The sequence below is a fragment of the Bacillus salacetis genome (assembly GCF_003581585.1).
In the GTDB taxonomy this organism is placed as follows: Bacteria; Bacillota; Bacilli; order Bacillales; family Bacillaceae_B; genus Rossellomorea; species Rossellomorea salacetis.
The window spans coordinates 61,126-80,457 of the sequence record NZ_QXIR01000010.1; the positions used below are offsets into that span (position 1 = coordinate 61,126).

Below are 19,332 nucleotides of genomic sequence, written 5' to 3' on the forward strand. Positions count from 1 at the left end.
TTTTGCTGCTGATTAGAATAAATTTCAACTATATCCTGGCAATTCACCGCAAAATCCTCAGTAAACAGGATAGAAAAGAGCATCTCTTTATTTTTGGGAAACAAAGCTCACTGAACATGGTAAACCGGCTCTTGGAATTTTTTCGGAGGCAGCAATAAATGTGAAAACAGCATTTTTAACACTAATTTTGAAAATCTTTAGGGGGAAATATTCATGAAAGTCAGAAAAGCCTTCACTGCAGATGCATTGGGAATTGCAAAGGTACAGGTTGATACCTGGAATACAACCTATCGAGGAATTGTACCGGATGTGTTTCTGGATTCAATGACATATGAGTCCAGGGAACATAAATGGAAGGAAATCCTTTCTCAAGGAGCAACTGTTTATGTAGCTGAAAGTGAAGGAATCTGCGGATTTGCCAGTGCCGGCACTCAGCGTTCTAATAAATATCCTGCATATGAAGGAGAGCTTTACGCTATTTATGTCAATGAAGAAAACCAACGCAGAGGGGTGGGAAAGGGGCTTCTTGAACCAGTTGTGAAAGAGCTTGTTAAACAAAAGATCTTTGCTGTGACTGTTGTCGTTCTACAGGAAAATCCCTCAAGGTACTTTTATGAATTCCTCGGCGCAAGAATCATAGACACCATCGAAACTGAAATAGCCGGTAAAAGAATTCCCGAACTGGTGTATGGATGGAAGGATATCAGGGAGATATTGATAAAATAAAAAGTTCCAAAGAATGTTTTATTGCCTTTCGTTATCTATTCCACTTTTGGTTCATATAGTGGTGAAGAGGAATTTCATCCTATATGAAGCAGGGGGATATCATGTATATTGTCTATTATTATGAAAACAGAAATCTTCTGCTGCATCAACTGAGGCAGCATGTGCCGGCGGAAGGTGAAGAATTTAAAATCAAGGGCAGGAAAGCCAAGGTGCTAAGTATACAATACGACGATACAAATAGGGTATCAGTCCATGTCAGCCTTGAGTCTGTAAGCAAGAAGGCGGCTGTGGATCTCTCGAAAAAGAAAAAGAGATAAAGTGATGGCAGTTCATTAAGGGAAATGAGCTGCCTGATTTTATGTCCGGATTTTCATCCATTCCTTTGTTAGAAACTATATAGCTTGAATACGTACATTTCAGCCCAAAAGGCATAAGATAATCTGTAAAACCTTGGAAGGAGCTGGACATACATGTACAATTTCACCCCATTTCAAGATGGAGAAAACAGCCAGAGGATAGATGATTACACAGCTGAAGATTTCACTTTGATCATAAAGAAAAACGCTGAAGTCATCGACTTGTATACTAACCTGATCCAGGAAGCACCTAATCAATTGCACCAAAGAATTCTGTCTGATTCATTACAGAATAAGAGATCACAGTTGAATCAGTTCACCATACTTCACCAACAGCGCTCAGGAGTCCAACCGCATTATGATATCGAGAAAATAGAGTATGAGGGCTACACAAACGGAATAGAAAAAGCCTTTCAAGCAGAGTTTGAAAATTCGGAGGAGTATCGGAATCAATACTATATCCTGCAGGACGACTATATCCGAAACACCATTCTACACGCCTTTACTGCTCAGAGGGAGAATGCCCTACGTCTTCAACACCTAATGGCGGAATCAGCCGGCAGGATACAGGATAATGGCGGAAAGCCCTATGTGGTCGATATCGAAAAAGCAACAACGGAAAATGATACTTACCGTACCGCACTATGGACAGGGGAGCACATGCAAGTGACCTTGATGAGCATCGATGTTGGTGACGATATAGGGCTGGAGGTACATCCGGAAACTGACCAATTCATTCGAATAGAAGAAGGACAAGGTCTTGTACAAATGGGAGCAACACAAAACAATCTCACTTTCCAGGAGCAGGCTTTTGCCGATTATGCCGTCATGATACCCGCAGGGACCTGGCATAACATCACGAATACAGGAAGTACGCCTATGAAGGTTTATGCTATTTACGCACCACCGGAACACCCGTTCGGAACAATCCATGAGACGAAAGCGGACGCGATGGCAGCAGAGGGATAAAAAAAGGCTGGGGCAAAACAAATTGATCTAAGTAGAAATAAACGAAATTAAAACCGCATGGCGTCAAGGTTATACACTTGACGTCATGCGGTTTATTCAGATTATCAGGGTTTTTTACCGCTTTTCCTGAACGCAGACGGATTGCACCTGAGCAGAAAACCATTTTTTACCCGTCCCAAAATTTTTTAAAACTTTGCAAAGAGAGCCTTTTATAAGGTTTTGTCCCAGCATATTTTATTAAGTATCTGTCACTTCCTATTGAAGATTGCGGTTTCAGACCAGGTATCAAACACTACAATAAACTGTTTTTAACTGAGTTGCTGTCACTGACATCCTGGTCATTTACAATACTCAACGGTACATTGAAGAAAACACCGTCTCCAGTTTCTTCCCCATACCCATAGTTTAACTTTATAGAGAGAAATACATCTATCTGCTGTGTGGGCCCCAGACTGATGAACGATCCGCGGTCGATGGCATTTGCCTTGATGCCGACCATATTGATGACAACAGGACTAGTGAACATAAATACACCCCTTTATAATTTTGTAGGCAGTGATTGAAAGGAGGATGGTGAGTCGATTTGATCTTTATCATCCACAAAGCTCCTGGTTCCCATAAACGCGCTTTCATCTCCGAAGTTTTGTCCATAGCCTTGATTTTTCTTATCGGAATTATGCCATTCAGCCAATAGATTTTGTCCAATATTCACTGCAGAAGCATTTTCAAAGGAATTAATCTTCAACAAATAAATATTAATATTAATAGAGCTGCCCGCCAAGATGGTTACCCCCTTTTTACAAATATATTAAGGGTTCTGCCATTTATGAAGAGAAGGAGGGAAAGTCTTGGATTTTGAAAAATTGAAGCAGTGGATGGACATTGCTCAGAAATACCAGGTTGGCGATTTTTGGAACAACGTCTTTGATCAAGATACAGCAAAGAACTTTATGAATGAGTTCGCAAGCGATTCGCAGCAACACAAACCTCACAACCAGCAGCAGCAAAATGCCGCTATTGAATATCCTCCGGTTGATATCTTCACTGTGGATGCCCAGGTTGTCATCATGATTGAAGTTCCCGGGGTTGATAAGCAGGATATCCAATTGACGGTAAGCGGACAGAGGATGTCGATAAAAGGGATGCTCCGGCTTCCTTTCAGGCCTGACTCAACGTTCAAAAATGAGAGAAACTACGGCGAATTCCAACGGACATTCGATCTGCCGGAACCCACCGATGGCAGTCAAATAAGAGCACGTTATAACCACGGGCTGCTGGTGCTGACCTATCCAATGAAATATGCTGCAGAAGAAAGAGTCAATATTGATTGAACTTTTTGGAATCTGCATCCGTTAAATCCCGGTCATCTACCCAATGGCTGCCATTGAATACCTTAACATGGTCGCCGTTTTCCTCACCGAAACCTTCATTGCGTTTATTGACAACATTTTTATTGCGGCTGCAAATCCTGCTCAGTGACACCGAACATGCATTACCCAATGAATTGATACTGGTAAAGGAAAGATTGATACGGGTCTTGTTCATTATGCTCCTCCTGAAAACAAATAATTTTTGTGTGGTGATAAAATGCCTATAAGAGGAATATTCACAGGAAACAGCAAACATGACGATATCCCCCAAAGAATCCACAGTTTGGAATCGGAAGTAAAAAGAATCAATTCTCTCGATGTCACAATGAAGCGCTTCAAGGCAATCGAGGGCAGGCTTCATTCTATGTTGAACAATCAAACTTCCGGAGTGAAAAGGTCTGCCGAACGAAAGTCAGCACACGAAAGCCAGGACTTGCACAAGGACCTGTTAAAACAGGTGAAAAGCATGATCTCTTTCGAGGTCGCTCAACACATCCGAAAATGGGACAATCAGTATGCACAACTGCAAACGCTAGAAAAAGAAGTGATGTTCTTAAAAGAAGAATTGTTAAGAGAGAAGAACAGAATTGAGTCAATTACCGAGGAATTGGTGAACTTGAAAAACCAAACAGCACAGCCATCTGATTCAAACGAAAGTCAAGTAGTCTATCAGGATATCACGATTGAACGGATGATGATTGATAAATATGAAATGAATAATACTATTCCTCACCTTGGCGTGAAAAATCTCAGCGGTTTTTTGAACATTGGAGCGACCTATGGGAAAGGAATGATACCTGAAGATCTTGCAGAAGACTTCTTGGAAGGAATGACCGGTTTCAAAAAAAGAAAGGAAGAAGAGGAGGAAGAGGAAGTATCATCGGACGACAACCAAGATGATCAACAGCCGGACGGAGAAGAAGAAATAACAGAGATTGTAATTGATGATTGAGAATCCCCCGGAAAACATTCCGAGGGGATTAATGGGTTATGGGTTTGTGGTCCACATTCCTGAAGATTTAATAAAGACCCTTCGGTTGAATTTAAGTGTGGAAACAATCAATTCGGCAAGGTCTTCAGGCTGCATCGCATTCTCTGTATTGCCTGACAGGAGATTGTTTTCATGGGCCAGGTCAGTCACAACCGTACTCGGTGTCAAAGCCGTCACTCGGATGTTATGCTTTCGAACCTCTTGCATTAGGGATTCTGTCAGACCGAGGACTCCGAACTTGGATGCACTGTAGGCACTCGTGACAGGGGCTCCTTTTTGCCCGGCAGTAGAGGATACATTGATGATATCTCCCGTTTTCCTTTCAATCATCTCCGGAAGGACAGCTCTTGTTGCATTATAGACACCCATCAAATTGACACGGATGATTTTCTCCCATTCTTCAGGGTCTAAATCAAGGAATCCGCCGAATTTTGCCGTACCCGCGTTGTTAATGAGAATATCAATTGTACCAAGATCACTTTTAATATGGTCCACTGCATGATTGACTGATTCCAAATCAGAGACATCGGCCGTCGCAGCGGAAACCTGGACATCAAACTGTGAAAGTTCCTCTGCAACCTTCTCCAAATTCCCCATGGTCAATCCAACCAGTCCAATGTTGACTCCTTCTTTAGCCAAAGCAATTGCTGCAGCGCGCCCGATTCCACGGCCTGCACCGGTGATGAGCGCTGATTTGCCTTTCAATGATTCCATTTAAACTCTTCCTTTCTATCATGAAGTTTTCACTCTACAGAATTTTCACTTGAATTGCCTCTGAAATCAAGAAATGTGCTGTGTATAAATATATGCTAAGGCCTCTAGAGTCCAAAAGGAAGAGAAACTTAAGTCCAAAAGGCGTGTAGAAAGCCACTAGAGTCCAGACGATGAGGAAACCTAGATTAAAGGGGTTTAGAGAGTTTCTAGAGTCTAAAACGGAAAGGAAACCAAGACAAAAAGGTGCATAGAAAACCAAAACCTCTAAAAACCCAATCAAAATAGTCTCTCATCCAAAACGCCAGCACAGCCAAAATCACTTCCATTGACAAACCAAACTGTAAATATTATGATTACAGTATGTTGTCTGGAGGATGTGATAGAAGTGAATAGTGAGTTTACAATTGCCGTTCACAGTCTTGTCTACTTAGCGTACGTGCCTGACCATATGGCAAGCAGCCAGGCAATTGCCCAGAATGTTGCGACCAATCCAGTAAGGGTTAGGAAAATCATGAGCGCCCTGCGGGAAGCTGGTTTTGTCAGGACAAAAGAAGGGACCGGCGGCGGCTATACACTCGCTGCTGAGCCAAGGGACATTACCCTCGGGCAGGTTTACCGTTCTGTATCCTTCGGGGCAATCAAGCCGGCCTGGTGCAAGGGTGAACGCGAGGAATCCTGTATGATATCAACCAATATCCAGCAGGTCGTCAATGGGATCTTTGCGGATGCCGACGAGATTTTTGCGGAATATCTGGATAAAACGACCATACAATCTGTATTGGAACAAATAAAACAAACAATGAACACGAATGTTTGACTTCAGAAACTGTAAGTTATATGATTACAGTAAGAAATTTGAGGTATATAATCTTTACATGCTTAGGTGCAGGGCCATTTAAGCTTTTCTTTTAATCTAACTGTAACTTTTCTAATTACACTTAATAAGAGGGTGAAGAAATGAATGAACAAAATATTCTTAAAGGTGATTGGGTGAAGGCTAAATCAGTGGAAGGCGAGCTTGTTATCGGCTATATCGAATCAGTTAATAAAGACCGAAAAACAGCCAGGCTCAAAGTCGTTCAGGCAGAAGAAGGATCCATTGCCGGAAGATCTATTGAAACCCTGCTTCGGTCGGTTACGCCTCTGCAGTCTTTAAATAAGTTTACAAAAGAATATATAATGGAACTCATTGATCTGGCTCTTCTGACTCGTGATGAGGAATGGTTCAATGAGCTGACGGACGAGTTGAAGAAATATGAAAAGAAGCCAACTAAAGAAAAAGAGACAATAGCTGGAGTTACCCGAAACAGATTAATTTTTCCTCATGTTAAGTAAATAAAAGTAAACAATAGGACAGTCAAACATTGAAGTGAATAGGAGTGCTTTGAAATGAATGAAACCTTTAAACCAATAGTGGAACCTTTCCAATTTAAAAATGGAATTCAACTGAAAAACCGGGTCGTGCTGGCGCCGATGACTAACTTCGCTTCCCATGACGATGGCACCGTTAGTGACGATGAAATCAATTACTACATCCGCCGGTCAAAAGGCGTTGGAATGGCTATCACTGCCTGTACCTATGTGACTCCAAATGGAAAAGGCTTTCCTGGGGAGTTCGGTGCAGATCATGACGATATGATTCCAAGCCTTAAGAGACTTGCAGATGCTTTAAAAGAACAGGGCACAAAAGCCATCCTGCAAATTTTCCATGGAGGAAGAGCCTGTCCTCCGGAACTTGTACCGAATGGTGACATCGTCAGTGCAAGTGCCGTGCAGGCAGAGGGAAGCGAACATACCCCAAGGGCATTGGAAGAGAAGGAAATAGAAGAAATCATCCAAGCCTTTGGTGAGGCGACCCGCCGCGCCATTGAAGCAGGGTTTGACGGTGTTGAGATCCATGGGGCAAACGGCTATCTAATTCAGCAGTTCTTTTCCCCTCATTCCAACCGCCGAGACGATAAGTGGGGAGGCAGCCTTGAAAAACGCCTTAATTTCCCTCTGGCTGTTGTCGAGGAAGTGAAAAAAACGGCTGCTCAGCATGCGGAAGATTCCTTCATCATCGGTTATCGTTTTTCTCCGGAAGAACCGGAAACACCAGGGATCACAATGGATGAAACACTTGTGCTGACAGACAATCTGGCCGATCTGGACCTGGATTATCTCCATGTTTCCCTAATGGACTTTTGGTCTGAGCCGAGGCGCGGCGCAGAAGCGGATAGAACAAGAATTCAATACCTTCTTGATACAATTGGCGGCCGCACTCCGCTTATCGGTGTGGGTGGAATCCACACACCTGATGAAGCAGCCAAAGCGATACAGGCTGGTGTTCCTCTGCTGGCACTAGGTCGTGAATTGATCATGGAACCGGATTGGGTGCAAAAAGTTGAAGAAGGCAGAGAGAACGAGATTGCCACAACCCTTTCCAAAAAAGATCAGGAGAAACTGGTTATCCCGGATTATCTCTGGAATGCCGTCATTAATACACCAGGATGGTTCCCGGTGGAAGAGTAATTTTTTGAACCAGCCATGTTTATTTGAATGGCTGGTTTTTGCAGGTAAAATAGAGGGATGAATCCGTTATTATGATATAAGATAGGCATGCTTCATATATAAAGGTTCTTTTCGCAAAGATTGTTGCTTATAAGAAGTAATGGATTTCCGCTCCAGGCGGACGACTCCGCGGGGCGGGCGGTGAACTAAAAGGCGGAAGCGGACGATCAGCGCTGTACAGATTGGAGGGCTCTCGCATGAGATATAGGAATCACGACGAGCTAGCGAGTCGATGATGACTTATCGCAAGGAGAGAGACCGAAATCCGCTAGTCGCTGTCCGCTGGAGCTGGATTGGCCTCCTCGGCTGCGCCTGCGGGGTTTTCACCTACCAAAGGTGGAAGCGGCGGCCGTTCAACGACGTACGGATTGGAGGGTTCCTGCATGAGATGTAGGAATCACGGAGAGCAGAGCGATTCGATGATGACTTATCGTAAGGAAGGAGACTTAAATCCGCTAGTCGTTGGCCGCTGGAACTAGACGAGTCCCGCTAGTCCCGCATGTGATCGTACGCCTTCCGCTCCAATCCTCCTACCTAAAAAGAGAGGATAATGAAACGCCTTATAAAAACAACAATCTTTTAGAAAAGCTGTATTCGTTTAAAATGTTGCTTTTTTTAAAAAAACAAGAGCCGGATTTTCCCCCTGTATTCCAAGGTTTCTTATTCAAAAAAGGGAGAGTAGTTCTTTTCTTTCTTGCTAACCGGGGGTATTTTTTCGGATTACAAGTATAATATTTGAAATATATATTAAATAGCAATAAGGTTTACTAATAGATATAAATAACAGACTGGGAATGTTGGAGGTGTGTGAATGGATTTATTGGAAGCAATCAAGTCGCGAAGAAGCATGGGATTGGTGAAGGAAGAACCAGTGCCGGAAGATGTCATTAATCAGATCCTTGAGGCGGGGAACTGGGCACCGAGCCATTTCAGGACAGAACCCTGGCGCTTCTTTGTGCTGAGAGGAGAAGGAAGACGTCCGCTGGGAAGGATCCTGGCTGAAATTGCAGCCGAGAGCATGGATGAGCCATCATCTGAAACCAGCCAAAAGAAATTGGAAAAGACTTTGGAAAAACCATTCAGGGCTCCGCTTGTCATTACCGTGGCAGTCCAACCAACAGAGGATAATCCTAAAGTGATTGATGTAGAAGAGTATGGGGCAGTGTACGCCGCCATACAAAATATGCTTCTGGCTGCCCATGGACTTGGGTTGGCAGGTATTTGGCGAACTGGCAAACCGGCTTACCACCCGAAAATGAAAGATCTTTTTGGTCTGACGGACAAAGGGGAAATACTTGGCTTCCTTTACTTGGGATACCCAAAAAGAGAGGCTCCTCCGGGCAAACGGAAGGAATTAACCAATTGTGTGAAGTGGCTGACTGACGAAAAAGATTACGAAAATCTTTCATCCCGATAATACGAAACCCTGCCTATTCCATTCTATAAGGGCAGGGTTTTAAAAATTGTCGGTTTTGTACAAACAGTCTGCTTCCATTTTTGTTATAATGGGACTTTAAGCTGGAATGAAGGCGGATGATACATCCCTGAAACACTATAGATAGTAAGATCATCATGATAAGGAGGGAGCCTATGATGGGTATAGTAGTGGTCGAGATATGTGACGGCAGTTTGATCAACTCAATCGATCTGGAAGAGATTCTTGAGTCCAAATATCCGGAAGTATCCGTACTCGAAAATACTTGCCTTTCCTTTTGCGGAATGTGTGCCAAACGTCCATATGCCATTGTGAATGGAAAACGGATCTTTGCCAAAACGGCAGAGGAATGCCTGAAGAAAATAGAAGAACATATTGAAAACGAACTAGCAATCTATGCATAGGATGGAATGGTGAGGGTTTAGGATGAAATTGATTCAGATTTATATGAACGCACTGCGTCTTCCGAAGAAACAGGCGCGAATTTTCTTGAACAAAACGAATTTGACACAAACTTTATTATATTTGTTTTCACTGGTCATTCTTATCAACCTGCCAGGCTTCATCGGTGTGCTAATGAAGGGGAATGAAAAAATTGAAGGTCTATTCGTCCTTCAGTATCTTATTCTTGGCCCGTTTTTTGCCGCTTTTGCCTTGCTTGCGGGGATATCCATTACCGCCTTTGTATTAGTGGTGACTGCGAAAATGTTCAAAAGGAATTTGAAGTATCAATATCTATGGAAAATGGCGGTGTTCTCGCTGCCATTGCCAATCCTGATCGCTTTCCTCATTGATTTCATCATACAAAATGACACACTGACGGCAGCTGCTTTTTTAATTGTTTTTTTCTCGATTCATTTGAAGATGATCAGCGACTTTCCGAAACGAAAGCAGAATTGACGAAAATCTGCCTGTTATGTGTTAATGTAGAATAGTGAAAATTATTTGAATGTTTATCATACAGCAACATGTATTCTTTGGGAGGTAGGCAGTTATGAAGCTTGTTGGAATATCAGGTGCATTGGCTGGTTCAAAAACCGCCCTTGCAGTAAAAGAAACATTGAACATGGCAAGAGGACATGACGATGAGCTGGATACGATTTTGCTCGACCTCAGGGACTTTGAGGTTGAACTCGTCAAGGGCTTTCCTTTGGAAAAGTATAACGAAGATACCCAGAATGTCGTGAAGACAATCCTTTCTGCCGATATGCTTGTTATCGGGACACCGATCTATCAAGCTTCCATCTCGGGTGTACTGAAAAATCTTTTCGATCACATCCCGCAGGAAGCCTTTGATGGTAAAGTGGTGGGGATGGTGGCAACTGCTGGATCTGAGAAACATTATCTTGTGCCGGAGTACCATCTGAAGCCGATCATCTCTTTCTTGAAGGGGACTCTGCCGACAAGAAATGTATTCGTACACAATTCCTGCTGGGATGAATCGAATAAGATTACAAATGAAGACGTACTGAACCGGATGGATAATATGGCTCAGGAGATGCTAAGGATCCAAAAATCGTTATAGCCGGATCCTTGGCCATACATACCCTCTCGGGGGATCTGGAAATAAAAATGGATGCCAAAAGAATTGGCATCCATTTTTATATTTGAATGACTATTGACCTGCAATGGCAGACGCCTTCGCCAAGCCTTCTTCTACAATTTCATCGGCTTGTTCAGGGTACTGGTTATGTCCTTCAATGATCACTTTTTCAATGTCATTTACTCCCCAGAAACCAAGCATTGTTTCAACATAATGCACTGACATTTCTGAACGCTGAGCAGGGCCTTCAGAATAGACTCCGCCACGGGCGTTCAGCAAGACTGCTTTCTTGCCGCCAAGCAGACCTACCGGACCTTCAGGAGTATAGCGGAAGGTTTTGCCTGCTTGCGCCAGATAGTCCAGATACGTATGCAAAACAGCCGGCACAGAAAAATTCCAGAGAGGAAATGCAAAGACCACTTTGTCTGCTTGAAGGAATTGGTTCAGATACTTGTTGACCGTTTCTGTTGCCGTATGCTCCTCCGAAGTCAACTCCATCCCCTTGGAAAGCTTGAACATGCCGTTGATCATCTTGTTATCGTAGTAAGGAAGGTTTTCCTCAAATAAATCCAGTTCAATGATTTCGTCTTCAGGATGCGTTTCCTTGTATTGGTCTAAAAATGTGTGGTACAGCTTCACGCTGACAGATTGATCAATCGGCCTGCAATTGGCTTTGATAAATAATACTTTTTCCATGATGAAAAAACCTCCGTTGTGTCATTCTTCAGGTTGTTATAGCAACTTTCTTTCAGGACAGAGAGTACCTTACAGCTCTCTTAGAACATTGGTATTGATTTTGGTTAACAGTCTTTCCAATTCATCAATTTCAGATGGGGTGATTCCCTTGCAGACAATCCGGTTGAACTCTTCAGCAACCGGGACAACCTGACACCCTAACTCCCTGCCTTTTTCAGTAAGGTAAAGCTCCAGGGAACGACGGTCTTTCCGGCAGCTCATCCGTTTAATGAACCCCTTTTTCTCGAGGCTTGATACCATTCTTGCAATATTTGTCTTATCTTTTCCCAGCTTTTCAGACAGATGATTCTGTGTAATGCCGTCTTTTTCCCAAAGAAGCATCATCACCAGATTCTGTTCAGGTGCAAGGTTAAAAACCTCAAGTTTTGACTTGATATAGCTGGTAAGATTCAGATCGGTCTTATGAATCCTGATGCTGATATAGTCTTGAAATTGTACGTTCACTGTAATCCTCCAATTGTCTGTTGCTATAACGACCATTTACTCGGAACAGTATAAGCATTATGGATAGTGATGTCAAATCAAGATGCTTGTCAATTCAGGGTGCAAAAAAAGGGGAATTTCGACTTTTGTAGAATTAGTAAGCTGCAGAGAATTAATCCGGAGGTCTAAAGATGAATCGACTTATACAGCAGGAAACAGAAAGATTAATTGGAAAGATATTAAGAGAGGAGCTTTTGGCTGAACAAGGATGCACGTCAATAGTCCGGAAACTCGTGAGCGTGCAGCAATGCTGCATATTAAAGAGCTCCTTTAAGCCAAAGTATCGTGATTGGCTCAAGGCAGAAGCAGAGGCACTGAAAATCCAACAAGGTGTTAGCCTGCCAAAATATTTTGGTTTTTTTGAAGAAGATGTGGCCAGTCATCTCCTTATGTCTTTTGAAGAGGGTACTACCTTGCGAAAGGCGCTGGAAAATGCACGGTCATTGGAGGATGAAGTGCAGCTCATAAGAAGCTTCGGGGAATTCCTTCAGCATTTTCATCAAACGAATAATACAGAAGCATTCAATAATGATTGGCTTCAGCTGCAGTTAATCAGGGCACAGGGTTATTTGGCTATAGGAGAAGCGGATGGGACAGCAGAGCTTCTGGAAGAGTTGAAAGAAAACCTTCCGCAGCCTGTTTCTCAAACACTCATACATGGCGACTGTACGACAGATAATGTGTTGGTTAAGGATAGGAAGGTGTATATGTTCATTGATGCAGCAGGCATGACAGTCGGCGACCCAAGATATGATGAAGCACTGGCTATAGGGCGTTTCAAAGAAAACAATGTCTATCTTGATGCTTTTTATCAAGGATACACTCGCTATAAACTATCAGAAGAAGAATACTGTTACTTTGACCAGGGGCTTTATGAATTTTTTTAGGAAGGTAGTTTAGTATGCAAATTTACGAAATGAACAAACTTTCAGCAATAAAAGTCGAATCGTTTTTCACAACCCATTGGGGAAGTCCCGAGATGGTGATTTCCAGTGGAATCTATGATTGCAGCAAGTTGGACGGTTACTCTGTCCTGAATGGAAAGGGGGAGATCATAGGATTGATTACGTATGTAACCAGAGGGGAGGAGTGTGAAATCATCTCATTGGACAGTATCATCGAAGGAAAAGGAATCGGCACAGCTCTGATTCAGAAAGTAGAAGCCATTGCATTGGAAAAGGGGTGCCGGTCAGTGAAGCTCGTTACCACGAACGATAACCTGCCAGCTATCGGTTTTTATCAAAAACGTGGATATCATCTTTCAAACTTCTATAGAAATGCTGTAGAAAAAGCGAGGAGACACAAACCGGAAATCCCATTGATAAGTGCAGACGGGATTCCCATAAGAGATGAAATAGAGTTGGAAAAGGAGTTATGAATCAAAACAGCAGAAACATCAGGTCCCTTTTTCCGTAACGGACATCAAGGTGAGTCACCGGGGACCAATTCCACTAGCACGGAGATGGAATTGAGAGTACCGGCATTATAAAAGGGAACTGGTTATCAATCAATTTGCTGTATTTTTCGCCGCCTGGTATGGTAGACTTTAAAAACTCTTGTACTCAAGGTTACACAGCAGAAAGAAAGGGTACTATAAGTGAGTATAATAGACGGCATTTTGTAAAGGTTTGATACATAATGAAACAAATTCATAAACACCCGGTCTGGGTTGGCCGATTTCTAGCCTCGGATCCGGGGCGAAAAAGATTCCAGACAGCCGGTAAGACAACCATAAGCATCATTTCCGCAGTCTTTACGATGATCTGGGTATTGAATGCTGCTGATTACGGGACAATTACACCGGCCATCGTTGCAGGGATGGTCGGCCTATTCGGCATCATGCTGGTCATGGATGACACGGTTTCCAAAAAGAAGATTACCACTTTCATGATAGCACTTAGTGCTGCTCTGGGGATAACGCTTGGTTCCCTCTTCGCTCCTTACGCTATTTTTCTCAACGCCTTGATGGTCACAATCATCTTCTGTGCCTTTTACTTTTCCCGCTTTCAAATCCGATATTTTTCAATGGGAATGGCAGGATTCATGTCGACTTATTTTTCATCCATCCTGAATTTGGATGCGGCCCATCTGACGTGGTTCTATATTGGGATAGCATGCGGCTCAGGGTATGCTTTTCTCTATAACTTTGTGATCTTCAAAGGGTCCGCCCAGAGTTTGAGAAGAGGTATGAGATCATTTCATATTCAATCCAACCTGACATTGAACCTTTTGATACAATGGATTGAGGAACCTGGAAACAGTGATAAGAAGAAAAAGCTGCTTTATAAGAATGTACTCAGATTAAATGAGTATTCCAGATTGGTTGCAAGCGAGATTAAAGAAGAGGATTTAACAAAGCTGTGGCCGGGCATCTCTTCCTCACAGCTGAGATTGTATATTTTTGACACAGAAATGCTCATCCAGACGCTTACAGGCTCTGTAGAGAAGCTGAGGGAGCTGGGTGCTTTTGAACATAAGCATGTACAAGTACTGGTTGTGTGGGTAATCCGCTCATTGAGAGATGCAGAAGTGCTTTCAAAGAGCTATTCACCATCCGTCCTTCAAGATGCAGAAAAATCAGTGCAAGCCCTCCGTTTACTTCTGACCGAGATTCTGAATGCAGAAGAAAAGCCTGAAAGATGGGTATATCCGCTCCGGAGAATTGAATCGATAGCTAATCATGTCGTGAATTCTGCGGTAACCATCCAGCAATTACTGAACTCTCCGCCAATAGCTGATGTAAATGAAAAAGAAAACGAGCCTGATGAAGAAAAGCAACTGGAAAAAAGTGAGGATAAGGATGATTCCGGAACCATCAAACCAGCAACACGGAAAGCCATTCAAGGCCTGGTTGCCGGCGTTTTAGCGATTATCGTTGGAAATATCATCTCGCCCCTGCAGCCATATTGGGTCCTGCTTACCACCTTTATCATTCAAATTGGCACGGAATCAGTAGGCAGGACCTATGTAAAAGGCTTTCAGCGCTCACTCGGCACTGTCATCGGTGCAGGATTTGGGTTTGCAGCCGCAAAGGTCGTCAGCGGTCACCCCTTATTGGAAGTCATATTACTGTTCCTCGTCATCTTCATGATGTTTTACGTCTTTCCTGTATCCTATACATGGATGAGTTTTTTTATAACGATGCTTATCGCCTTCATGTATGACCTTCTTCTCGGCGGAATAAGTGCAGCTTTGATCGGGGCCAGGGTGATCGATACCATCGCAGGGGCACTCATTGCACTGCTCGTTTCTGCATATGTTCTTCCGAAAAAAACGAAAGGGAAAGTAACAGAAACCTTTGATGATTTTCTCGATGAACTGAAAAACTACACTACTGATTACTTATCTTCGTTTATTGAAGACCAGGCTGAAGAACTGACCGACCAGGCATTTGAACTGGACCAAAAACTTCAAGTAATAAAAGATGAGGCCCAATCCCTTCTACAGAGGCCTGATTCAGCGAGGAAATCCGGTATAAGCCGCTGGATGATGATTGTGACTGCCATCAATTATTATGCGAAGCATCTGCTTGCCTCTTCACATCGACACAAAGCTGCTTCTTTGTCAGATGAATTAACTGACGTGTTTAAGAACGTCGAGGCCAAGCTCTCTGAAAATATTGAGCTTCTGCAGGATTTAATTAAAGAAAGGGAGAACAATTCCGGTTTCTGGACACTCGATGAAGAGAGGGTAAAGATTGAATCTCTTGCACCAAGCAGACGGAAAAGCCATATCGATCTGATTCACAATATGTACTACATTTGGCGGATCAATCAATCCATAATAGCCCTGGGAAAGGAATCAGGGGCAAAAGAGCGGAAGTAGGTTCCGCTCTTTTTTCAGGTAAATTTACCCTTTTCAAGAAATTATGTTACAATGGGAATGTATGTTCTTATTTGAGGGGGGATGAAAACATGAAGACTAAAGAAGACGTTTTAAAAACCATCAGTGAAGATGAACAAATGATGAGAATCCTGAAAGCGGCGAAATCCGTTCAATTGCCGGACTGGTGGATTTGCGCCGGGTTTGTACGCTCCAAAATCTGGGACTCCTTACATGGCTATTTTCACCGAACCGAGATTCCGGATGTCGATGTCGTATATTATGACACTTCCAACATCGATGAAGCTTATGAAAAAGGAATTGAAGAGAAGCTTAGAGAAGTTCTCCCAGGGATTCCCTGGTCAGTGAAAAATGAAGCCAGAATGCACATCATCAACAATATTCCACCATACACATCCACAGAAGATGCCATATCAAAATTTCCTGAAACCGCAACTGGGCTGGGAATCAAGCTAGATGAACAGGAGAAGCTCATTCTTTCGGCACCACATGGATTAGACGATGTCCTGAACATGGAAATCAGGCCGTCGCCGCATACAAAAGCATCCAAAGAACTCACGATGATCTATGAAGAACGTATCCTTACAAAGGACTGGCCGGCTATCTGGCCAAGAGTAAAAGTATTCCATTGAATGACAAACTGACATTTACCAATACCAAAAAGGGGTGTATCTTTGAAAAAACCAAAAGTGATAGTAAATGTTTTTTCCTCTGTTGATGGCAGAATCACCACTTCCCCTGACCGTAACGTAATGGAGTGGACAGCAGCAGGAATCGACGGGGACGCCAATACCATTACCCATCGCTTGTATGATGATCTGGATTGCGACGCCATGCTGTCGGGCAGCGAAAGCCTGATGGTCTGGGGAAGTCACTGGGTTGAACTTGAGAAGCCGATTTATGTGCCGAAAAAATCAAAATCTTATATCGTTTTTGACGGAAGAGGCAGGATTAACTGGCAGCAGACCAAAGATCTCGTTGTCGTCACACGTGAAGATGTTCCAGGCTCCTATATTGAACAATTAAGAGAAAAGAAGATTACGTACATACTGGCCGGCAGAGGAAACCACATCGATATCAGACTGGCATTGCATCATTTATACGAAATGGGATTCCGGACCATTGGCTTGAGCGGAGGCGGATCCATCAACGGCGCCTTCCTGCGTGCAGGGGTTATCGATGAGATCAGCCTTGTCCTGGCGCCGCTCGTCATTGGCGGACGCACAACTCCGACCACATTCGATTGTGAAGATTTACTCTCTGTTGAGGGTGCCGCCTCTTTGGAACTGCTTCAATCAAAGCCTCTTGGAAACAAAGGAGCTGTCTGGCTGCATTACCGTGTGGGCGGTAAGAAATGAAAGACGTACCTTTTACGGAAGAAAAATCAGAAAAATACAACAATCTATTGACATACCCATTTTATTACTTTAGAATAACGATAATTATTCAATAACGGCATTAACGGCGTTGAAGAGAAGAGTAATCTGGAATCATTATTCACAGAGAGTCCCGGCAGGTGGAAAGGGATAATAATATTCCTGATGAAAAAAGACTCTGAGCCTCGTATGGATCCGGGATCATTCCTGGTGATGGTGCGACGGGATCTCCCGTTACAGAGATAGAGTATAACCAATATCCATTGGCGTACTCGAAGAGGTTGGTATGGTGACATATCGACAAACTGAGGTGGTACCGCGAAGTGAACAACTCTCGCCCTCAAGATTTCCGGATCTTGGGGGTGGGAGTTTTTTTATTGTATAGAAAACTATAAAATTCCTGATTTGTGGATATCGGGATCATAAGCCAAGCCGTCAAGATGGTTAAAGAACAACCTTCCCGCCGGCTCGACTTATGCCTGTCGGAGCTGATCAAGGAGCTTGCGCTTTTGTTCTTGGCAAGATTTTTATAAAAACAAATGAAAGGGATGGAATTGAATTATGTGCAGTGAACAAATGGAGCGTCGAATGGAAAAATTGAGTGCTTTAAGAGCACAGGGGGCACAAGTGTACCCTGAGAAATTCTCCACAACTCATCAGCTGCACGAAGCAGCCGCACTGGAAGATGGGACGGAAGATGTCCGTACAGCCGGCAGGATCACGGCTATCCGAAACTTCAGCAAATTGACATTCATCACGATTTCCGAGGTGCAGGGAACCTTGCAGCTTCTTTTGAAAAAGCAGGAAATTGGAGAAGAGCTTTTTGACCAATTTCATCAGTCCGTTGATATCGGCGATTTTCTCGGGGTATCAGGAAAGATGTATTCAACCAAAACCGGTGAAAAAACACTCAGGATCGTAAGCTATGAATTCCTTGGAAAGGCATTGAGGCCCCTGCCTGAAAAATGGCACGGTTTGAACGACGTTGAACTGCGGTACAGGCAGCGATATCTCGATACCATCATGACGAAAGAAACTCAAAACAGGCTGCTGGCCAGATCTCAGATGACCCGTTCCATCCGCCGGTTTTTTGAAGGAGAACAGTTTATAGAAGTTGAAACACCAATTTTGCAGCATACCTCTTCTGGTGCGCTGGCTAAGCCGTTCAAAACATTCCATAACGCGCTGGATACTGAACTGAATCTCCGGATTGCTCCCGAAACCTATTTGAAAAGGCTGATAGTCGGTGGTTTTACAAAGATATTTGAAGTAGCGAAATGCTTCAGAAATGAAGGTATCAGCCCGCAGCATCTTCAAGAGTTCACTATGGTTGAGGGGTATGCTGCCTACTGGAATTATGAAGATACCATGAAACTGATGCGGCAAATGGTATTGTATGTCCTAGAAGAAACCTTCGGCACGACAACGATTACCCTGCAAGGACAATCGATAGATTTCTCGGAAGAATGGGAGATCGTTTCCTTCCGGGATCTGATTTTAAAAAATACAGAAATCGATATCGACCTTTATCCCGATGTCAAAGAGCTGCTTCAGGAAACGAGGAGAAGGAAAATAGATCTTAAGAGCGATGACCTTGAGACAATGGGGAGAGGAAATTTCATTGATCTTTTGTACAAAAAGACCTCCAGATCACTGATGATCAAGCCGACATTCCTTATCCAGCATCCGATCGATTTGTCTCCTCTGGCAAGGGCGAACGACGAGGATCCAACCCTTACAGACCGGTTCCAATTAGTGGTGAACGGGGCTGAAATCATCAATGCCTATTCAGAGCTTGTTGATCCTGTTGAACAAAGAAGCAGGCTGGAAGAACAGGCCAGCTTGAAAAGCAGTGGTGATGCTGAAGCAATGGAAATGGATAAAGACTACTTGACGGCTATGGAGTACGGAATGCCGCCGATTTCAGGCTGGGGCTTCGGGATCGACCGCCTGTTGATGGTTCTGACCGACAGCGAGACCATCAAGGATTGTGTGTACTTTCCTTTGACGAAAAAGCTTTAGGAGGAAACAAAGATATTCTGTTATAAAGTTTCACGATTGGAGATTAGAATGTTGATTTCCGCTACAGGCGGGGGACTCCGCGGGGCGGGCGTTGAGCCTCCTCGGCTTTGCCTGCGGGGTCTCACCTGTCCCGCTAGTCCCGCAGGAGATCCCCCGCCTTTCGCTCCAATCAACTTTACGTAACCAATATTTACAAAT

25 protein-coding genes and 1 other annotated feature are annotated in these 19,332 nt (G+C 43.5%); of the genes, 19 read left to right on the forward strand and 6 right to left on the reverse strand.

The annotated features are described in order from the left end of the window. Window positions 1-213 precede the first annotated feature (213 nt). The 3 genes from D3H55_RS09195 (at window position 214) to D3H55_RS09205 (ending at window position 2,051) form a co-directional block, all read left to right on the forward strand. The gene (locus tag D3H55_RS09195) at window positions 214-726 is read left to right on the forward strand and encodes a GNAT family N-acetyltransferase (RefSeq protein WP_119546616.1); all 513 of its coding nucleotides are present in this window, start codon (window positions 214-216) and stop codon (window positions 724-726) included. A 101-nt stretch (window positions 727-827) separates the two neighbouring features. Next, window positions 828-1,043, forward strand: coding sequence for a hypothetical protein (locus D3H55_RS09200; protein WP_119546689.1), 216 nt, complete (start codon window positions 828-830; stop codon window positions 1,041-1,043). 153 nt (window positions 1,044-1,196) lie between these two features. Continuing rightward, on the forward strand, window positions 1,197-2,051 hold the full coding sequence (locus D3H55_RS09205) for a cupin domain-containing protein (protein ID WP_119546617.1): 855 nt from the start codon (window positions 1,197-1,199) through the stop codon (window positions 2,049-2,051). 292 nt (window positions 2,052-2,343) lie between these two features. On the opposite strand, the gene D3H55_RS09210 is transcribed toward D3H55_RS09205, so the two are convergent. Both D3H55_RS09210 and D3H55_RS09215 read right to left on the reverse strand, forming a co-directional pair. Further along, window positions 2,344-2,577, reverse strand: a complete 234-nt coding sequence (locus tag D3H55_RS09210; protein ID WP_119546618.1) for a hypothetical protein — start codon at window positions 2,575-2,577, stop codon at window positions 2,344-2,346. A gap of 12 nt (window positions 2,578-2,589) precedes the next feature. Beyond that, window positions 2,590-2,832 carry a hypothetical protein gene (locus tag D3H55_RS09215; protein WP_119546619.1) on the reverse strand — a complete coding sequence of 81 codons (243 nt, stop codon included), beginning with the start codon at window positions 2,830-2,832 and terminating at the stop codon, window positions 2,590-2,592. 67 nt (window positions 2,833-2,899) lie between these two features. On the opposite strand from D3H55_RS09215, the gene D3H55_RS09220 reads away from it, so the two are divergent. After that, window positions 2,900-3,382 (forward strand): Hsp20/alpha crystallin family protein, encoded by a 483-nt coding sequence (locus D3H55_RS09220; RefSeq protein ID WP_119546620.1) that lies wholly within the window; start codon window positions 2,900-2,902, stop codon window positions 3,380-3,382. Here the strand turns inward: D3H55_RS09220 and D3H55_RS09225 are convergent. Then, window positions 3,369-3,596: a hypothetical protein gene (locus D3H55_RS09225; RefSeq protein ID WP_119546621.1), complete on the reverse strand. Its 228-nt coding sequence runs from the start codon at window positions 3,594-3,596 to the stop codon at window positions 3,369-3,371. The two genes, D3H55_RS09220 and D3H55_RS09225, sit on opposite strands and share 14 nt — an antisense overlap. 42 nt (window positions 3,597-3,638) lie before the next feature. Between D3H55_RS09225 and D3H55_RS09230 the strand changes: the two genes are divergently transcribed. Continuing rightward, a complete protein-coding gene (locus D3H55_RS09230) occupies window positions 3,639-4,373 on the forward strand; it encodes a hypothetical protein (RefSeq protein WP_119546622.1) in 735 nt (244 codons plus the stop codon). A gap of 36 nt (window positions 4,374-4,409) precedes the next feature. Here the strand turns inward: D3H55_RS09230 and D3H55_RS09235 are convergent, their stop codons facing one another. Next, window positions 4,410-5,126, reverse strand: coding sequence for a 3-ketoacyl-ACP reductase (locus D3H55_RS09235; RefSeq protein WP_119546623.1), 717 nt, complete (start codon window positions 5,124-5,126; stop codon window positions 4,410-4,412). A 385-nt stretch (window positions 5,127-5,511) separates the two neighbouring features. On the opposite strand from D3H55_RS09235, the gene D3H55_RS09240 reads away from it, so the two are divergent. The 8 genes from D3H55_RS09240 to D3H55_RS09275 all read left to right on the forward strand — a co-directional run bounded on the left by D3H55_RS09240 (window position 5,512) and on the right by D3H55_RS09275 (window position 10,636). Next, the gene (locus tag D3H55_RS09240; protein ID WP_119546624.1) at window positions 5,512-5,943 is read left to right on the forward strand and encodes an Rrf2 family transcriptional regulator; all 432 of its coding nucleotides are present in this window, start codon (window positions 5,512-5,514) and stop codon (window positions 5,941-5,943) included. 140 nt (window positions 5,944-6,083) lie between these two features. After that, window positions 6,084-6,461 (forward strand): IDEAL domain-containing protein, encoded by a 378-nt coding sequence (locus tag D3H55_RS09245; RefSeq protein WP_119546625.1) that lies wholly within the window; start codon window positions 6,084-6,086, stop codon window positions 6,459-6,461. 54 nt (window positions 6,462-6,515) lie between these two features. Beyond that, window positions 6,516-7,637, forward strand: a complete 1,122-nt coding sequence (locus D3H55_RS09250) for an NADH-dependent flavin oxidoreductase (RefSeq protein ID WP_119546626.1) — start codon at window positions 6,516-6,518, stop codon at window positions 7,635-7,637. Between the two features lie 501 nt (window positions 7,638-8,138). Next, on the forward strand, window positions 8,139-8,408 hold the full coding sequence (locus D3H55_RS24160; protein WP_119546627.1) for a hypothetical protein: 270 nt from the start codon (window positions 8,139-8,141) through the stop codon (window positions 8,406-8,408). A 79-nt stretch (window positions 8,409-8,487) separates the two neighbouring features. Beyond that, complete coding sequence (locus D3H55_RS09260; protein WP_119546628.1) at window positions 8,488-9,093, forward strand: nitroreductase family protein; 606 nt, start codon at window positions 8,488-8,490, stop codon at window positions 9,091-9,093. Between the two features lie 176 nt (window positions 9,094-9,269). Further along, complete coding sequence (locus D3H55_RS09265) at window positions 9,270-9,515, forward strand: YuzB family protein (protein WP_119546629.1); 246 nt, start codon at window positions 9,270-9,272, stop codon at window positions 9,513-9,515. Window positions 9,516-9,537: 22 nt separating this feature from the next. Next, the gene (locus D3H55_RS09270; protein WP_119546630.1) at window positions 9,538-10,011 is read left to right on the forward strand and encodes a DUF1189 family protein; all 474 of its coding nucleotides are present in this window, start codon (window positions 9,538-9,540) and stop codon (window positions 10,009-10,011) included. A gap of 94 nt (window positions 10,012-10,105) precedes the next feature. After that, window positions 10,106-10,636, forward strand: a complete 531-nt coding sequence (locus D3H55_RS09275; protein ID WP_119546631.1) for an NADPH-dependent FMN reductase — start codon at window positions 10,106-10,108, stop codon at window positions 10,634-10,636. 90 nt (window positions 10,637-10,726) lie between these two features. On the opposite strand, the gene D3H55_RS09280 is transcribed toward D3H55_RS09275, so the two are convergent. Together D3H55_RS09280 and D3H55_RS09285 are read right to left on the reverse strand one after the other, a co-directional pair. Continuing rightward, the gene (locus D3H55_RS09280; protein ID WP_119546632.1) at window positions 10,727-11,350 is read right to left on the reverse strand and encodes an FMN-dependent NADH-azoreductase; all 624 of its coding nucleotides are present in this window, start codon (window positions 11,348-11,350) and stop codon (window positions 10,727-10,729) included. Between the two features lie 69 nt (window positions 11,351-11,419). Then, a complete protein-coding gene (locus tag D3H55_RS09285; RefSeq protein WP_119546633.1) occupies window positions 11,420-11,854 on the reverse strand; it encodes a MarR family winged helix-turn-helix transcriptional regulator in 435 nt (144 codons plus the stop codon). Between the two features lie 170 nt (window positions 11,855-12,024). Here D3H55_RS09285 and D3H55_RS09290 point away from each other — a divergent pair, with 170 nt between their 5' ends. The 6 genes from D3H55_RS09290 to lysS all read left to right on the forward strand — a co-directional run bounded on the left by D3H55_RS09290 (window position 12,025) and on the right by lysS (window position 19,134). Further along, window positions 12,025-12,780: an aminoglycoside phosphotransferase family protein gene (locus tag D3H55_RS09290; RefSeq protein WP_119546634.1), complete on the forward strand. Its 756-nt coding sequence runs from the start codon at window positions 12,025-12,027 to the stop codon at window positions 12,778-12,780. Between the two features lie 14 nt (window positions 12,781-12,794). After that, on the forward strand, window positions 12,795-13,271 hold the full coding sequence (locus tag D3H55_RS09295) for a GNAT family N-acetyltransferase (RefSeq protein WP_119546635.1): 477 nt from the start codon (window positions 12,795-12,797) through the stop codon (window positions 13,269-13,271). 260 nt (window positions 13,272-13,531) lie between these two features. After that, window positions 13,532-15,718: an FUSC family protein gene (locus tag D3H55_RS09300; protein WP_119546636.1), complete on the forward strand. Its 2,187-nt coding sequence runs from the start codon at window positions 13,532-13,534 to the stop codon at window positions 15,716-15,718. An 89-nt stretch (window positions 15,719-15,807) separates the two neighbouring features. After that, a complete protein-coding gene (locus tag D3H55_RS09305) occupies window positions 15,808-16,368 on the forward strand; it encodes a nucleotidyltransferase family protein (RefSeq protein WP_119546637.1) in 561 nt (186 codons plus the stop codon). Window positions 16,369-16,410: 42 nt separating this feature from the next. Continuing rightward, window positions 16,411-17,094 carry a RibD family protein gene (locus tag D3H55_RS09310; RefSeq protein WP_168413018.1) on the forward strand — a complete coding sequence of 228 codons (684 nt, stop codon included), beginning with the start codon at window positions 16,411-16,413 and terminating at the stop codon, window positions 17,092-17,094. Window positions 17,095-17,194: 100 nt separating this feature from the next. Further along, window positions 17,195-17,457, forward strand: a binding site (T-box leader). 231 nt (window positions 17,458-17,688) lie between these two features. Beyond that, window positions 17,689-19,134 (forward strand): lysine--tRNA ligase, encoded by a 1,446-nt coding sequence (gene lysS / locus D3H55_RS09315; protein WP_240628531.1) that lies wholly within the window; start codon window positions 17,689-17,691, stop codon window positions 19,132-19,134. Window positions 19,135-19,332 lie beyond the last annotated feature (198 nt).

Bases quoted from the DNA above. Each gene is read 5' to 3' on its own strand.
- D3H55_RS09280 (WP_119546632.1), bottom strand. From the start codon at position 11,350: ATGGAAAAAGTATTATTTATCAAAGCCAATTGCAGGCCGATTGATCAA.
- D3H55_RS09270 (WP_119546630.1), top strand. From the start codon at position 9,538: ATGAAATTGATTCAGATTTATATGAACGCACTGCGTCTTCCGAAGAAA.
- D3H55_RS09275 (WP_119546631.1), top strand. From the start codon at position 10,106: ATGAAGCTTGTTGGAATATCAGGTGCATTGGCTGGTTCAAAAACCGCC.
- D3H55_RS09250 (WP_119546626.1), top strand. From the start codon at position 6,516: ATGAATGAAACCTTTAAACCAATAGTGGAACCTTTCCAATTTAAAAAT.
- D3H55_RS09200 (WP_119546689.1), top strand. From the start codon at position 828: ATGTATATTGTCTATTATTATGAAAACAGAAATCTTCTGCTGCATCAA.
- D3H55_RS09300 (WP_119546636.1), top strand. From the start codon at position 13,532: ATGAAACAAATTCATAAACACCCGGTCTGGGTTGGCCGATTTCTAGCC.
- D3H55_RS09295 (WP_119546635.1), top strand. From the start codon at position 12,795: ATGCAAATTTACGAAATGAACAAACTTTCAGCAATAAAAGTCGAATCG.
- D3H55_RS09225 (WP_119546621.1), bottom strand. From the start codon at position 3,596: ATGAACAAGACCCGTATCAATCTTTCCTTTACCAGTATCAATTCATTG.
- D3H55_RS09210 (WP_119546618.1), bottom strand. From the start codon at position 2,577: ATGTTCACTAGTCCTGTTGTCATCAATATGGTCGGCATCAAGGCAAAT.
- D3H55_RS09230 (WP_119546622.1), top strand. From the start codon at position 3,639: ATGCCTATAAGAGGAATATTCACAGGAAACAGCAAACATGACGATATC.
- D3H55_RS09205 (WP_119546617.1), top strand. From the start codon at position 1,197: ATGTACAATTTCACCCCATTTCAAGATGGAGAAAACAGCCAGAGGATA.
- D3H55_RS09195 (WP_119546616.1), top strand. From the start codon at position 214: ATGAAAGTCAGAAAAGCCTTCACTGCAGATGCATTGGGAATTGCAAAG.
- D3H55_RS09305 (WP_119546637.1), top strand. From the start codon at position 15,808: ATGAAGACTAAAGAAGACGTTTTAAAAACCATCAGTGAAGATGAACAA.
- D3H55_RS09235 (WP_119546623.1), bottom strand. From the start codon at position 5,126: ATGGAATCATTGAAAGGCAAATCAGCGCTCATCACCGGTGCAGGCCGT.
- D3H55_RS09260 (WP_119546628.1), top strand. From the start codon at position 8,488: ATGGATTTATTGGAAGCAATCAAGTCGCGAAGAAGCATGGGATTGGTG.
- D3H55_RS09265 (WP_119546629.1), top strand. From the start codon at position 9,270: ATGGGTATAGTAGTGGTCGAGATATGTGACGGCAGTTTGATCAACTCA.
- lysS (WP_240628531.1), top strand. From the start codon at position 17,689: ATGGAGCGTCGAATGGAAAAATTGAGTGCTTTAAGAGCACAGGGGGCA.
- D3H55_RS09245 (WP_119546625.1), top strand. From the start codon at position 6,084: ATGAATGAACAAAATATTCTTAAAGGTGATTGGGTGAAGGCTAAATCA.
- D3H55_RS09290 (WP_119546634.1), top strand. From the start codon at position 12,025: ATGAATCGACTTATACAGCAGGAAACAGAAAGATTAATTGGAAAGATA.